The sequence below is a fragment of the Gracilibacillus timonensis genome (assembly GCF_900086715.1).
GTDB lineage: Bacteria > Bacillota > Bacilli > Bacillales > Amphibacillaceae > Gracilibacillus > Gracilibacillus timonensis.
On sequence record NZ_FLKH01000012.1, the window covers coordinates 54,015 to 70,865 of the forward strand.

The following is a 16,851-nucleotide window of genomic DNA, read 5'->3' on the forward strand; positions in this document are numbered from 1 at the left end:
ATCTAGTTTTTAGTGCTCCTTAACTAAATAGTATCTCTTCTTTTTATTGACTTAGTAGATCGTTATCAGCAAGGGATTGATTAATTTGATCAGATAGCCAAATGGCTGTTTCCTCTGGTGTTGATTCACCTAGTAAAACCTTTTGAAGGGATTGCGTCATAGAATCAATGATTCCTCCCATTGGAACTGGTGGCCAAGACTTTCCATACTCTGCAATGTCGGTAAAGACTGTATTCCATTCTCCTTCCAATTCCATATCATTACGAATCGTTCTATTGCCCTTCGCATAAATACTTTGTCCTTCTTCAGAACCCATCCACTCAATAAAATCTAAAGCAGCTTGTTGTTGATCAGAGTCTTCAAACACATACCATTGAGCTACTTCTAAGAAGGTGGCAGGAGTTTCCTTGTAAGGAGGAACCCCGTCTAATTTTACATCTGCCATCCCTTCTGGTTGTTGTTCTTCATAATCTGCAATCCAAGGTCCGTTTTGGGTAATAGCAACACTTCCTTGGGTGAAGTTCTGATCTAATTCTTGATATCCCCAACTAGTTTGATTTTGTGAAATCACACCTTGGTCAAGCATATCTTTGTATAACTGGAACACTTCTGTTGCCCTAGCTAATTGTTCTTCATCATCTGTCCAAGTATTTTTATAAGAACCTTCGTCGATTTCTTCGAGAATTTCAAGATTATTTGACCAAATAAAAACAGCTAGTTCTTGAGGAGCACGTGCAGATGTTGCACTTATTCCAAATGGATTTTCAACGCCTGCCTCATTAAGCTGCTGCCCTATAGTTAGTAGGTCATCCCATGTTTCAGGTGTTTCAACTCCAACTTCGTTCAACGTATCTTCATGATACATTTGAGCTCTAGTACCAATATAGCTTGGAAAAGCTACTATTTCATCATTCATAGACACACTATCCCAAACAGATTGAGGTACGCTATCTTTATCGCTCCAATTATTCACAAAATCTGTTAAGGGATGGAGCACACCCATAGAATTAAAATCTGCCATCCATTCTGCCAATCCTTGAGCAATATCAGGTGGGTTTCCATTTGCGGCAGAAGTAGTTATCTTTTGTTTCAGTTGCTCATAAGGAAGAACTTGAACATCAATATTTATATCAGGATTTAGTTCTTGGTATTTTTCGATTGCATCATAGTAACCACTGCGGTCCTCTGCTTCGTCTACATTCCACCAAATTTCAAGTGTGTTTTGATTACTACTTTCACTGCCAGTGCTATCATTTGAACTACAACCAAACAAGATTCCTAAACTCAAAGTTATAAATAATAATTTTTTCATTACCTCTCACCCCTATTTTTAAAAATTACCTTTATCCGCTTCTCCCGCATTCTTAACGGCTTCTTCGCGATTTTGTGCCATCTCATCAACCGTCTTCACATGCAACCTGGCTGCTCCCTGATAATCTTTAGTAGGTATTAACTCCTCGTTTTGCAAGCGGTCTTTGGCAGCTGCGGTAGCTATTTTATATTGCGGCAGCCACTGCTCCTGCGCAACTAAGAATTCATCAACCATTTGCCAAATCTCTTTTGGATTACAAACAGCTCCTACTAATGGATCCATCATCATGGCTTGTCGTAAAAGATAATCATCACCGTGAACTGCTGCCTCCACAGCCAGCCTTTGTACAGAAATACTGGCATTACAAACAGCTGCTGGCCCAAGCGGTAAGTCGCCAACAAGTGGCATATTAATCCCGTTTCGATCGACATAACCAGGTGCTTCGATGACAGCATCATCAGGTAAATTAGCAATCACTCCTTGATTGATATAATTGAAGTGACCGCGATACGTTCTTCCGGTTTCTAATCCTTCTAAAATATAGGAGCCATGTTCTTGGCCTCTATTATCTTCTTTATACTCAAATGCAGGTTCTTTTAACCAATTGGGAAAGTCTGTTTCAAACCAATGACGTCCCTCGGTACAAACCCTTAAGTAACCGCCTGTTTCCCCATTGATCCATGTGCTTAAGTCAATCCACTCGTTAATTTCTTCCGGGCGCTTGCGGTACCAAGGCAAGTACTCGCTTAAGTGTCCGTTAGATTCGGTACTGAAATAACCGAAGCGGCGCAGCATATCAATGCGGACCTTCTCTTCTTGACTATACTCGGGATGTTGTTCAAATGCCTCTAATAAGTCAGCAGTGCGATCTTCGCCATCGGTTTGAACCTGGATATACCATGTTTGATGGTTAATCCCTGCGCAAATGATATCGACTTCTTCTTTCTCTCTTCCCAATGCTTCAGCAATTTGTTTATGCCCATTCTGCACCCCATGACATAGCCCAATTGTATGTACACCGCCATATGTGTTACATGCCCAAGTCATTATAGCCATTGGATTAGCGTAGTTCAACAGCAGGCACTGCTCATAAGCAACTTCACGAATATCCTTACAAATTTCTAACATTTCAGCAATACCACGCTGCCCATACATAATCCCGCCAGCACATAGGGTATCACCAACACATTGATCCACCCCATATTTTAATGGAATCTCAATATCATGTTTGAAAGCTTCTAATCCACCAATTCTCACAACATTAAATATATATTTTGCGTCTTTTAATGCTTCGCGTCGATTGGTGGTAGCTTCAATTTGAATCGAGAGTCCATTCTCGTCAATATCGCGTTGACAGAGCTGGGTCACCATATCTAAATTTTTCTGGCTGATATCAGTGAAAGCAATTTCTATCCCTTTAAATTCAGGGACAGATAAAATATCTCGCAATAACCCTCGTGTAAAACCTATACTTCCTGCGCCTATGAATGCTATTTTAAATGAAATGATAAAGACCTCCTTGTTTTAATAATAGATATACTATAACATTGCAAAAATAAAAGCGCTTTCAAAATAATAACCAGAATAAGAATAGATGTATAAAATTCTAACTTTATTTATAATAGACGAGTAAAGTTAATGGCTAAAATCGAAATGAATATGCGATGTTAATGTACTATTGGATTTGTCACAGTGTTAACTGTCATTATATCCTCATTTCAAAATGTCAGAAGATCAAAGTATATGAGAGTGAGAGACAACAAGGGTTTAAAGTCCTGATATAACGATCGGTGGGGATGAAGAGAAACCCATGAATAGCAGTTCTTCTTTATATGAATCACGTAAGAATAGACAATAAACGTATCATTGTGTAATCCACCCTCAATCTAATTAATTTTTTGGATATTATTTTAACTTTGTTGTATTTTTTAGATGTTATGCTTATGAGATAATCCGTATTGAAAGCGATAACATTAATTGAAGGGGTGTTGATGGAAAAATGAAAAAATGGAATTATTTAATTTTATTGGGAATGGTCGTATTGTTAACTGTGCTTGTTGCTTGTTCTGATGAAAGTAGTGAAAGCAGCGGTTCTTCTGATCAAGATGATGATGTGGTCACATTGGAATTTTGGCGAGCAGAAGATATTGGTCGGGCAGATTTTCAGGTGTTTATGGATGTGGTGGATAAATTTAATGAGGAGCATCCAGAGATAGATCTTCAAGTAAATACAACACCACATGCTGATTATCGCACAAGACTTAACACACAAGCCGCGGGCGGACAGCTTCCTGATATTTTTCAAGTATGGCCTGGAGCTGAATTGGAGCCGTTAGTAGAAGGTGGAGTCGTTCAGCCGATAGATGATATCACAAGCTACTGGACGGAGGAAACGGGTTTATTAGATGAAGAGGATTTTCAAGATTTCTCGGTTGATGAGCACGTGTATGCCGTCCCAGCTAATACGAATCCAACGCATATGATTTTCTATGATAAGGATATGCTGGCAGATGTGGGGTATGATGAGTTTCCTCAGACCTATGATGAGTTTTTGAATTTAGTGGATGATTTGAATGCAGAGGATATCACGCCAATTGCACTAGGTAATGCCGATGGCTGGGTGTTACAATCTGTGTATATTTCCACTATTGCAGACCGCTTTACCGGTAACGATTTCTTGGAAGGGGTTGCAAATGGGGAGAGAGCGTTTACGGATGATGATTTTGTTGAATCATTAGGGGTAATCGAAGAGTTGATGGCTAAGAATGCCTTCAATGAAGATCTAAATACCATTGATAGTACACAGATGATTGATTATTTCCTTCAAGGAAGAACAGCAATGGTCGTTGATGGCAATTGGGGCATCGCCGCTATTTTAGAAAATATGCCAGAAGATAAAAATATAGGCGTAGCTTCTATTCCGTTAAATGATTCCAATACCATTTCAACAGTAGCAGGCACAGGCCATGCGATTAATAGTGAGTTAGAAGGGGAAGAATTAGAGGCGGCACATACCTTCTTGCAATATGTGTATAATGAAGAGTTATGGCAAAATTTAATGGAAGTAGGCCGTCCGATTATTGCAAATTTGGAACTTCCTGAGGATGCGGATATCAATCCAATCACAGAAGAAATGTTGCAAGTCATTGCTGATTCTGATCCAGCTCCCGTGTATGATGCGACACTATCACCAGCGGTTAATGATCAGCTGGAGAATGAATTGCAATCTATCACCGTTGGTGGCTCTACCGCAGAAGAAGCGGCCGCTAATATTCAACGAGTGGCAGATAGTGAACAGTAAATAGATAGAGTATTAGGTAAAGTAGAGTGTCTTATTCTAAGATGCTCTATTTTATTGGGTGATATTGTTCAAGCACAGTTGTTAGCGTAAATGCGCTTTATGTAAGAGATCCTTTCACCTAGCTTTTTCAAAATAAGGAAAGTGTGCTTGGATAGTATCCTCTATACTCATAGAGTAAATTGTACTTGTTACGCCAATTGATATACAGTTAAAGTAATAGAAAATCTGAAAAGTTGTTACTATCTTAAATGGGGAGAAGTCTATGAGACGGTTTGTGTCATTCATTCGGAATAGTCTGAAATGGAAATCTATCATCATATTCTTATTACTAGTCACGATTCCAAGCAGTTTGATTGGTTCCATCGTTATTAACCAGTCGAATACTATTGTGAAGCAACAGGTGATGGATACTACACAACGCAATTTAAACAATATGGAATCGAAATTGACGGATGTTATCGATGAGGTGGAAGAAATATCACGATATATTATATACAGTAACGAATTCCGGGATTTCATGACACATTCGGCTGTTACTAGCAGTGATTATACCGTGTTAAATCGCTTGCGTAGCAATTTAAATGGCTTTTTTGTCTTTCATCAATCGGAAAAGGATTACTTTCACTCTGTGGAAATTAAGGGACAGAATGAACAAGTGCTTTCAGCAGGGGAGCTTGTAGAAGCAGATGAGACAACATGGCGGGATCGCGCTGCTGAATTAAAGGGAAATATTTTGTGGAGTGAGCCTTATTCTCTTTACAATATTCGCAAGAGTGAAGAGGAAACAGTGATTAGCTTGTATCGCACGATTAATCATCTTTACGATATAACGGAACCTATTGGATTGGTTACCTTTCGTTTAGATCAAGAAGCCTTATTTCAACATGTTTCAGAAGGGTTTGTTAATCAGCAGCATCAAGCTTTTTTCATCCATGAAAATTCGGGTAATGTCATTGGCTCAATGAACGATGCACCATTTGAATATGAGGAATTGATTGATAATATAAAAAATGATGGAGAGAGTTTTCAATTCACCTCGCATGACGAAAATTATTATGCCGCCTCTCGTTATATCGATTCGATTGATCTATACATTATATCGGTTGTCAGTGAGGCGTATATCTTGTCAGAAATGGGCGGGATACGCACTAGCTTTGGCTATATGATGGCTATTGCTATCTTGATGGGACTGTTGACGTTTGCTGGCTTTACTTTCTTTGTCGTTCGGCCGATACTAGAATTGACCAGAGAAACGAAGCGTGTAGAGCGTGGCGACTTCCAAGCCAGAGTCCCTGTTCGTTCGAGAGATGAAGTAGGCCAGTTGGGGTTTCGCTTCAATGCGATGGTAGGTAGAATGCAGCGGCTAATTGAAACTAAGTATAAGTTAGAAATACAAAACAAGCATTCTGAACTAAAGGCATTGCAAAGTCAAATCAACCCCCATTTTCTCTATAATACGCTAGATATGATACGTTGGACGGCACGCATCGAAAAGGCTCCAGAAACGAGCAAAAGTATTGAAGACTTGGCTAATTTATTTCGAATTACGCTCAGTCAAGGGAAGATTTTTATCCCGCTAAGTAGTGAATTAAAGTATGTTCAAAGTTATATGGAATTACAGCAGAAGCGTTTGGGTGGAAGCTTTCAATATTATCTGTTTAAGGAAGCAGGAATAGAAGATGGTATTGTCATGAAACTGATTCTTGAACCACTTATAGAAAACAGCTTTAAGCATGGTTTTTTGGCTGCGCAGTCTAATAAAACCATTACGATCCGAGCTTATCGGCAGCAGGACAAACTGATATTAGAAGTATTCGATAATGGAGTGGGAATGGATGTAGAACAGGTTAGTCGATTGTTAAAAGGTGAAGGGTCGGCAGGGGAGGCCAATAGCTTTGCATTAAGAAATGTGCATGATCGAATAGCAAACGCCTTTGGTCAAGGGTATGGAATGAAGATTGGTGAACCTGACCAAGGGGCAAAAATAAGTTTGGTGCTTCCGTGGATGGAAAACGAACAAGTACGGAAGCAGCTGTGGAAAGGAGAAGATTCTGACGATGACATGCAGGATCGTAATAGCTGACGATGAGCCATTGATTACCCATGGACTTGCTAACACGATTCCTTGGGATGAGTTAGACGTGGAAATTGTAGGGACAGCCGAGAATGGTCAGAAGGCTTTAGAAATGTTACATCATACGAAAGTAGATATCTTAATTACGGATGTATACATGCCAGTAATGGATGGAATAGATTTATCGAAAGAAGTGGTTCAGACTTTCCCAGAAACACAAATTATCATGATCAGTGGTTACGACGAATTCGAGTATGCACGAGAGGCAATACGGATGGGAGTACAGGATTATTTATTAAAGCCTGTTAATATTGACGAGTTATTAGCATTAGTGAAAAAAATAAAGCATGACATTGCCGATTATCAGCTGGAGCAAGAGAATAAAACACAATCGATCATCAGACAATATTTATCTGAACAAATATTTCAGGTTCCATCCAGTCAGATAGAAGAACAGTTAGCAGGTTTGTTATCTGAATTCTGTATGATTGGTGTAGAAAAGAAAGATTATATGATGATAGCTAGTGATGGAAAACAGACCAAACATCCGCTTGAACTCCAAGTGACAGAAACAGTGCTTAATCGATATCATATAACATCTTTTTTCTGGTTAGAGACACATGAAAATCAATTCATCTTGTTTCTCTATAGTCAACATCCATTATATTCGCAAACAGAGCTAGCATTATTAATGGATGACCTAATCGAATCTTTTGAACAAAACATCTTGATCGTTGCAAGCCCTATTTCAAAGGATATACAACAGATTCATGCACTCTATCAGGTGATAGATGGACTATTGAATCGTTACCGAGGCACTGAAACCACGCGAATAAATGGCTCTCAAGAACATGAGAGCATTTCCATTTGTCATGCAGAAGTGAATCATTCGATCGTCGAGATGGTCTTGCAGCAGAAATGGCAAGGTTTAGATAAAGAAGTGAAGCAGCAGTTGGTCGAATGGAGAAAACAAGGGGCTACCATAATGGAAATCGTATCAGGGTTGAAAGAGATGGAGCAGGCTATTATCCAAAAAGGGCAGGCAAGTATATTTGAACAGGCAGATTTATTTTTTAGCCAGCCAGTAGATACAAGAATATATAATAATGACCAAGTGTTAGAGTTATTATTTATGGAAGATTTAAAACAATTGATTGCTTGCCTTACTACTACCAATGAGCATCATTGGATTATTCGGCAGGTGCAGGAATATATGCACAGCAACTATCAGAAGGATATTAAAGCAGCGAAAGTAGCAGAAAATCATTATATTACCCCGAATTATTTCAGTATGCTTTTTCGACAGGAAACAGGTTGCAGTTATTCAGAATATCTCAATCAAATCCGCATTAATAAAGCAAAGGAGTTACTAGCAGATACGTCTAATAAAGTCTTTGAAATTGCCGAATATGTGGGTTATCGAGAGTATAAATACTTTGTTCAGGTGTTCAAGAATCAGGAGGGGGTCACGCCAACTCAGTTTCGAAAGCTCCATCCCATAAAAAAATAGATATTATATTAATTTTATAGGATTTCAGATAAATGTAAGCCCTTTTATAATAAGGTACAGATTCTTATCAAAAGGAGTGAGTACATGCATCTGCTAAAAAAACCCTGGATTATTGCAGTAGGTATTATTCCTGCATTGGTCATTTATCTGATTTTCAGTATTGTACCAATTTTTATATCGTTCTATTATTCGTTTATGTCTTGGGATGGTTTTTCAGAAATGCGTTTTATTGGATTGGCTAACTTTCAGGAGGCTTTTCAAGATAAGGTGTTTTGGACGTCTGTACGAAACAATATCTTAGTAGTATTAGCCTCTGTTTTTGGTCAAATCCCGATTGCGCTGATACTGGCATTGTTGTTGAACCGAAAAATCAAAGGAGCGAAGTTTTTCCGGACGATTGGCTTTATGCCAGTGGTTATTTCTACAGTGGTTATTTCGATTACCTGGCGAATGATCTATAATTCTGAATACGGATTGCTCAACAATTTTCTAGAAGGAATTGGTCTCGGCTTTCTACAACAGAATTGGCTAGGTAATCCGTCATGGGCGATGGTAGCTGTCTGTCTAACGATCATCTGGCAGTTTGTTGGGTTATATTTTATTATTTTCTTATCTGCTTTGCAAACGGTTCCGGGAGAGATACTGGAAGCCGCTGATTTGGACGGGGCCTCTGAATGGCAGAAGACACGTCATATCATTCTGCCATCGATTCGCCATATTATCCTTATTTCAATTATTTTGTGTATTAGCGGGAGCCTCAAAACCTTTGACTTGATTTATGTCATGACATCAGGTGGTCCAGCTAACTCTACCGAGGTAATGGCCACATATATGTACAATAAGACATTTGAAGGGCTTCGTTACGGGTATGGAAGTGCTATTTCTGTCCTGATCTTCGTCTTTAGTATCGCGATTATTTTGATCACGACTAAATTGCTGCAAAGGAAAGAGAGGTAAATGCAAATGGAAAAAGTAAACGTAGCACATGATTCAAAAGCGGCTCGAAAACGTAAGATTTTTAAAAAAAGTACGATTTATATTGTTTTAATTGCTTTTACGATAATCAATGCCTATCCAATTTTCTGGATGATTATGAACTCTTTCAAATCTGGGCAAGAGTTTGCCTTTGATCCGTTTGGTATCCCAACAGAATGGATTTTCTCCAACTATGTTGAGGCATGGTTTACCGCTAATATTGGGACCTATTTCTTTAACAGTTTATTCGTTGGGATTACCGCTTTAGTGATCTGTATTTTTGTCGGTGCCTTGGCTTCTTATTTCTTATCCAGGTTTCAATTTAAAGGGAGAAACCTGTTGTATGGTTTTTTCGTTATTGGTTTGCTAGTTCCTATTCACGCCACATTAGTACCGATGTTTATTTTAATGCAGAAAATAGGTTTCTTGAATACCCATTTAGCCTTAATTTTTCCATATGTCGCTTTTAACCTGTCGATCACGATCTTTTTGTTAACTAGTTTTATGCAAAGTTTCCCAAAAGAGATCGAAGAATCAGCGATTATGGATGGCTGTGGGGTGTTTCGTATCTTCTGGTCTATTATTTTGCCTATGAGCCGACCGGCGATTGCGACTGCCGTGATTCTTAATTTTATTAATAATTGGAACGAGTTTTCCTTTGCCTTGGTTCTGATTAACGACGATGCCTTAAGCACATTGCCATTGGGTCTTGCGAATTTTGCCGGTCAGTATGCCACCAATTATACTGGGCAGATGGCAGGTCTGACAATTGTATTAATACCAACAATATTGTTCTATCTCGTCATGGAAAAACAAATTGTCAATGGAATGACGCAAGGGGCTGTCAAAGGATAATGTAAATCACTATTTGGAGGGACAATCATGACTGTTATTTTTTATGATGAACAATTTTTATATGAAGGGGAACGACCTTCCCCGGAAAGCCTGAAGCAATTGCAAGAACAGTGTAAGGTGGTAGATGTGAATGGGTTAGAGCAAGCCTTATCAGAGGGAGACATCGATTGTTTAGTATATTTGCACGGGCGATTCTTCCCTAAGCGGCTATGGAATAGTTTACTAGCTTATTTGAAAAAGGGAAAAGCTTTATTACATATAGGCGGATTCCCTTTTCGAACACCGGTAACGGAAAGAAATGGTGCCTGGATAATGGAACGTGACCAGACATCTTATCACAGACAGCTGAACATTCATGAAATATTATCTGTAGATGCCTCGTCGTTTACTAGACTGGAAGCTAATGATCAACTGCCATTCTTTCAGGGGAAAGAAGCTTTATTTACGATAGAATCGACTAATAATTTTATTTTGCATGCAACGAAATCACGGGATAGACCAGATGAGAATGGATCAAGCGGACCGATGGATCTGCAAATCAAGCCTTTATTAAAAGGAATCTCTCCAGAAGGAAGATTTACCGCAGCACCGGCCGTTTTATTAGAGAATACCAAGTCCTCCTTTGCCGGGGGCAGGTGGCTGTTTATTAATCAACCTCTTACCACGAAATTTTGGACTGCAGAGGGAGTAGCGGCGTTAAAGGAATGGACGGATATCATTCGTCGTGGTGTGACAGAGTTCTGGATGCAACCTAATTATGCCGTCTATGAGGAAGGAGAGCGTCCGTCTATTACCTTGCAGTATGAAAAAATTACACAGGCACTGGATAAGATCGATGTGCAGGATACATGGCGGTACCAGCTCCAGATCATCTATAACAATAAAGTCATTTGGTCGACGGAAGGGAAACTGCAGGTAACCGATCAATGGGACCGTCTCCAGATTCCGGTGGATGTAATGATTGAAAAAGGACAGTATCGGATCGAATGTACCTTAACATCTGACAATGGAGAAGAGCGGACATTAACACAAGGTTTTTGGGGGAACGATCAGGAGTTTTTACAAGAAGGTACATACTTGGAAGTGAAACGCGATTATTTTTGGAAAAATAATCGGCCATTTCCAATTGTCGGCCAAACCTATATGACTTCAGATGTAGCGCGTAAATTTATTTTTATACCGAATCCAGCTGTTTGGGATCAGGACATGGCAGATATGAAAAAGGCAGGTATTAATTTGATTCGAACGGGACTTTGGACGGGTTGGCGTCATGTTATGTTTGAGGATGGTCACCCGTCAGAAGAGGTGTTACGTGCGATTGACGCGTTTATTCTTACTGCCAAAAAACATCAAATCGAAGTCACCTTTAATTTCTTTGCTTTTACCCCAATAGCTTATGAAGGAGTTAATCCTTATTTGGATCCAAGAAGTGTAAAGGCCCAAAAACGTTTTATTGCTGCCCTGGCCTCCAGGCATCGTTATACAACGAATATAAACTGGGATCTAATCAATGAGCCGTCCATGTTTGATCCAAAGCGTTTTTTTCAAGGACCAAGAACGGCAAATGATCCTTTTGAAAATCAAGCCTTTGTTGCTTGGCTAAGGGATCGTCATCAAACGATTCAAGCATTGCAAGAGCGCTGGGATATGACACCAGAAGAACTGCCATCGTTTGAGGCGGTGGAAATGCCAGAGCAAGAAGAAGTGAATTTTGATATTCAGGATATGCGCCGTCTGAAACGGGGGTTGCCATGGCTAGATTATACATTATTTACGATGGATATGCACAACCGCTGGGCGTGTCAGCTTACAGAAACATTGCGATCCGTCAATCCGAAACAATTGGTAACCGTGGGACAGGATGAGGCATTAACGAGTCAGAGGCCCACTCCATTCTTTTATGAACAGGTAGTAGACTATACAACCGTTCATTCTTGGTGGATGCTTGACCAATTGGTGTGGGATGGTATTTTCACCAAGACACCTAATAAGCCCAATTTGATTCAAGAAACCGGGATAATGTATGTGGAAACACCGGATAATAAGGCGAAACGTTCCGAATATGAATTGCGCAATATGTTAGAGCGGAAATATGCTTATGCTTTTTCGACAGGCGGAGCAGGTGCCGTACAGTGGTTATGGAATACCAATTTCTATATGAATAATATTAACGAATCAAATATTGGCGCATTACGAGCGGATGGTTCAGAGAAGCCAGAAGCGGATGTGTCGTATGATTTTGGCAGCTTTATCGGCCAAATTAGTGATTTATTTGAAGACAGGGGATTAGAAGAGATATTAGCCATTTTTCCTTATTCGAATGATTTTTCTAATCGAAAATTTGCCTTTGATGCTACTACCAAGCTTACGAGAGTGCTTGCTTATGACATGAATATACCCTTTAGAGCCATGAGCGAATATCAACTGGAAGCACTTAGGCTACAGACTCCTCGTCTTATTATCGTGCCAAGTGCGCATAACTTTAGCAGGCAAGCTCGTAATCAGCTGATAGACTATGTCAAGGAAAGTGGGGCAGTATTGTTATGGACGGGACCAATCGGCTTGGACGAGTATTGGCAGCATGAACACATATTGCAAAAAGAACTAGGCGAGCATCGATTAGCAAATATTCTCCGAGAGGAATTGCTGACGATAAATGGTATAGAATACCCTGTTTCATTTGGTGATAGACGAATTGGAGAACTATATAAAGAAGAAGTCGCTGGGACAGATTTGCTGGAAGTGAAGCTTGGCAAAGGGAAATTAATTTGGTCACCTCTTCCGATTGAATTAAATCAACGTGCGGATGTCTTGATAGCTGTTTATCAAAAGGCGGTACAGGCTGCAGGTGTAACCAATGAAATAGAGTGGCTGCAAGGGGGACAATACCCTGGTATATATGGACGTAAACTAAGCTTTACGCACGGTAACTTATATATATTTGTCTCCGAGTATGCGGTGGACACACCAATTGAAATAAGGGATCAAGCTTCCGAGAAAAGATATCGTTTTACGTTAGAGAAGGAACGTTCTCAACTGTTTGCAACAGATAAACAGGGGAATGTGATAGCCAGTTATCGAGAGTGGGCTATTATAACAGAATAAAAAGGAGATTCTTCCAACCAGCCTGATCTCACTCACACATGGGAGCAGGCTGGTTTGTATGAAGAGATAGAATAGTCTATATATTAGAGCCATTTCTCTGGGCGTTTAACCTGTCCTTTAAAGTCTTGCGTTCGTTGTCGGTATTGAGAAGGAGTCATCTGTGTAACCGTCTTAAACATATTACTAAAGTATTGACTGGTATTTATTCCAACATAACTGGCAATCTCTGTGACAGGGATATCGGTTTTAGAAAGGAGCATCTTTGCTTTGTCCAGTCGTAAGTTAGTAATGTATTCATTAATCGTAACATGAAGCGATTGTTTGAAAATACGATGTAAATAATTAGGGTGTAAATGAACAATACGAGCTAAATCTTGTACTCTAATCTCATAATCATAGTTTTCATGGATATAAGACAATACTTGATGAATAATGAATTCATTGGTTTCGTCCAGTTGATTTCGTTGCTCATGCCTGCTTTTGGCGATATTCAATAGAAGCTGGATAAATAAGACATCGATCTGAAGCAGATTGCCGGTAGTTTGTAAATCCAACTCTAAGACTAAGGAGCTAAGTTGACTGTATATATGTCCCCCATCCTTTAATATGAAATAATCTTCCTCGGCAGTAAGCATCTTATGCAGTCGATTATCATGGGAAACAAGCGTATCGATATCCGTAAAATGCTTGGACGATTGCCTCCATTCAAATTCTACATTGAGCATACGACATGGCTGTTTTTTCTCGACAATCAAACGATGCGGTACGTTGCCGTAAATGAAAATATATTGCTGTTTACGCAATTCAATGATTTTGTTGTTTATCTCAATTTTACATTTCCCTTTGATCACATACATGATTTCAATCGCCGCATGTTGATGTGGTTTCATATGAAATTCCTGCCATTCTTTAAAATAATAATAGACGGCTTCCGGGAATTGATGCTGCATTGTTATTCGCCCCCTCTCTAAAAACAATAAAGTACGGTAACTTATTACTTATTATACACCACTAGTACAGGTTAATCATGCTAGGCGCTGCTTTGCTTAATCGCAAAATATCCATTCTGTCTAAAAAACACTAATTATTCTGACAAAAGAATGAACCACAATAGGTTAAAAACATGTATAATAATGTATAAGTCGTCCTTCCTATAATAGATGCAGGGGGGGCAAAGGAGTTGAACAACGATGCAAACGATTTGGTTACATTCTAAAATGTCGGTACCAAAGGTAAGCACTGCCATTGTTCACAGAGAGCGTTTGTATGCACTGCTGCGGGAAAAGTCTGCCTCCAAGATTACAGTGATAGAAGCAGCGGCAGGTTATGGGAAAACGACGATACTAAGCCAATGGAAGTGGCAGTTGAAAGAACCGACAGCATGGTTGTCTCTAGATATAATGGACAATGATCCGAATAGATTTTTCCAATATGTGTTGCAATCGATCGTGTATGCGACTGGTTATCCAATGGATCAACAATTGGGACATCTTTTTAATTTAAAATGTATGCCGCCTTCCGAACTCATTATTGATTCTTTATTACATGAATTAGACGAAATGGACACCCGGTTACATGTCATATTAGATGATTATCACCATATTGAACTGGATATGATTCATCAAATGATGATTCGTTTGGTTCAATATTTGCCAGACCATGTTCATTTATATATTGCAAGCAGGAGGAAATTACCTTTTCCAATTGCCTCCTGGCGTATGAAATGTTGGGTGAAGGAAATAAGTATGTCCGAACTAGCCTTCACGTATCAAGAGATAGAAGCAGTATTTCAAAAGAATCACATCACGGTAGATAAGGCATCGTTTTGCCAAAATGTTTTGGATCGTACGGCAGGCTGGGCAGCTGGCGTGCAACTTGCTAGTGTTTCAGCAGAGAGGAATGCAGGATCTTTACAGCGTTCTGCCGCTTTTGCCTCTGAATATATTATGGAAGAAATCTTTACTACCTTGGCTCCATCGACACAACACTTTCTGTTGCAAACATCATTGTTTGAGGTGCTGGATCCGGAACTTTGCAATGCCTTGACCAATCGAGAAGACAGCAGCGAACAGCTTGTTGAATTAGTAGATTACGGTATCCTGACCATACGTTTATCTCAAGAAAAACAAGCCTTTCGCTATCATCCGCTTTTGTTGGAGGTATTGGAAGAAGAGAGACAGAAGGTATATCGTGGAGAAGCTTTGCAGGAACTGACAAAAAAAGCTGCATGCTTACTATATAACAAAAGAGATCACCATATGGCGATTGAATTTGCTTTAAAGCATCAGTTGTTTTCTTTGGCAGATCAATGGATTACGACGAATTTGCTTGATATCTTTAATAGCGCACAAACGCATTTATTAATACAATGGGTCGATCGTTTGCGAAAAGCGGCTTATCCAGTACATGTGGAAACATTGCTGATTTATGCCATCTCGCTCATGAATATTCAAGAGATAGAAAAGGCCAACCAAGCAATTAGCGAACTGGATGCGCGTGATAAGCAAGACGGGTGGAAGGATAGGGAAGAATATTCCGAACTCGTCAGTATTTTGCTTTCTTTGAAGGCTGCTGTTCATTTGGCAGCTGGGGAATTAGAGATGTTTGTGGAATTAATTACGAAGCAAGTACAGCGAGGGCTGGTCCATGATAAATGGTATCTTGCTCCGGTACAGTATAACCCTTTTTATGCTAAGGTGACGCGGACTTCTTTGGGTGGGAAAGGGAAATATTCTGATATTAATCTGCATCGTGCCTTTACGGAGTGGTTTCGTCAAACAGAATTCAAGGATCAGCATTTAATGGGATACAGCTATAGCATGCTTGCGGAGCAGCTCTATGAAGAGAATCAGCTGGAGGAGGCATTACGAGAAGTTACGCAGGGACTTCGTTATGCCAATACCTTTAAAGACCGTGGTTTATATGTGCCATTAACGGTATTACAAGGGAAGATATACATGGCACAAGGGCAGATAACCGCGGCCCATGCGGTATGGGATTTTTCCATCCATCATGTTTCTGAATGGTACTGGCAACGATCCATCGAAGCGATGAAGGCATTGGCCTATATAAGAGAAAATAAACTAGAAGAAGCAGAAGCGGTATTATTTCGTGTAAAGCGTCCGGATTCTCTGCGAATAGAATTAGGTCAAGAGTTATGGGTGTTAGTCTATTGCCGGCTGTTGATGGCAAAAAAAGCGTACCGTGAGGCATTAAACATTGTAATGGAAGTACATGAATACGGCCAAGGCATTGGTCAGATTGATATCATCATCGAAGCAGCCCTCTTAGAGACGCTCTGTTATTATCATTTGGACCAGGACAAAGTCGCACGCACTACCCTAGAAGTGGTGCTTGCATTGGGATCACGTTATGGCTATAAACGGTTAGTTATTGATGAATTAAGCACGAGTAACATACTGCATTCCTATCTAAATAATACGACTAACATGGATCTGGACCAACAGAATTATCTAAAAAATTTGATCGCGCTGCAACAGACAAGCATGATCCGTCTGGACAAACGTTTAGGTCAACTGACAGAGCGCGAAAAGGATATCCTGCGTTTGTTGATAAGCGGAGCTTCTAATCGGGAGATGGCCAAGCAATTGTATTTATCAGAAGGAACCATTCGTGTCTATTTAACGAATATATACAGTAAATTAGAGGTGAAATCAAGGACACAGGCCATTTTGCTAGCGAAAGGATGGGAGATATAG

At 39.7% G+C, this 16,851-nt stretch carries 10 protein-coding genes; 7 read left to right on the forward strand and 3 right to left on the reverse strand.

The annotated features are described in order from the left end of the window. Nucleotides 1-43: 43 nt before the first annotated feature. Nucleotides 44-1,312 (reverse strand): ABC transporter substrate-binding protein, encoded by a 1,269-nt coding sequence (locus tag BN6556_RS11490; RefSeq protein ID WP_066191450.1) that lies wholly within the window; start codon nt 1,310-1,312, stop codon nt 44-46. An 18-nt stretch (nt 1,313-1,330) separates the two neighbouring features. Next, complete coding sequence (gene melA / locus BN6556_RS11495) at nt 1,331-2,818, reverse strand: alpha-glucosidase/alpha-galactosidase (RefSeq protein WP_066191452.1); 1,488 nt, start codon at nt 2,816-2,818, stop codon at nt 1,331-1,333. Between the two features lie 493 nt (nt 2,819-3,311). On the opposite strand from melA, the gene BN6556_RS11500 reads away from it, so the two are divergent. The 6 genes from BN6556_RS11500 (at nt 3,312) to BN6556_RS11525 (ending at nt 13,132) form a co-directional block, all read left to right on the forward strand. Beyond that, a complete protein-coding gene (locus BN6556_RS11500; RefSeq protein WP_066191455.1) occupies nt 3,312-4,613 on the forward strand; it encodes an extracellular solute-binding protein in 1,302 nt (433 codons plus the stop codon). A gap of 262 nt (nt 4,614-4,875) precedes the next feature. Continuing rightward, on the forward strand, nt 4,876-6,696 hold the full coding sequence (locus BN6556_RS11505; RefSeq protein ID WP_066191458.1) for a sensor histidine kinase: 1,821 nt from the start codon (nt 4,876-4,878) through the stop codon (nt 6,694-6,696). After that, the gene (locus tag BN6556_RS11510; protein ID WP_066191461.1) at nt 6,671-8,197 is read left to right on the forward strand and encodes a response regulator transcription factor; all 1,527 of its coding nucleotides are present in this window, start codon (nt 6,671-6,673) and stop codon (nt 8,195-8,197) included. The genes BN6556_RS11505 and BN6556_RS11510 overlap by 26 nt, the downstream gene beginning before the upstream one ends. Before the next feature lie 84 nt (nt 8,198-8,281). Further along, on the forward strand, nt 8,282-9,154 hold the full coding sequence (locus BN6556_RS11515; protein ID WP_066191463.1) for a carbohydrate ABC transporter permease: 873 nt from the start codon (nt 8,282-8,284) through the stop codon (nt 9,152-9,154). Nucleotides 9,155-9,160: 6 nt separating this feature from the next. Further along, on the forward strand, nt 9,161-10,027 hold the full coding sequence (locus tag BN6556_RS11520; RefSeq protein ID WP_066196292.1) for a carbohydrate ABC transporter permease: 867 nt from the start codon (nt 9,161-9,163) through the stop codon (nt 10,025-10,027). Nucleotides 10,028-10,054: 27 nt separating this feature from the next. Beyond that, a complete protein-coding gene (locus BN6556_RS11525) occupies nt 10,055-13,132 on the forward strand; it encodes a beta-galactosidase (protein WP_066191466.1) in 3,078 nt (1,025 codons plus the stop codon). Nucleotides 13,133-13,215: 83 nt separating this feature from the next. Here the strand turns inward: BN6556_RS11525 and BN6556_RS11530 are convergent, their stop codons facing one another. Beyond that, a complete protein-coding gene (locus tag BN6556_RS11530; protein WP_066191469.1) occupies nt 13,216-14,082 on the reverse strand; it encodes an AraC family transcriptional regulator in 867 nt (288 codons plus the stop codon). Nucleotides 14,083-14,322: 240 nt separating this feature from the next. On the opposite strand from BN6556_RS11530, the gene BN6556_RS11535 reads away from it, so the two are divergent. Further along, entirely contained in the window at nt 14,323-16,851 is a 2,529-nt protein-coding gene (locus BN6556_RS11535) for a LuxR C-terminal-related transcriptional regulator (RefSeq protein WP_066191472.1), read from the forward strand.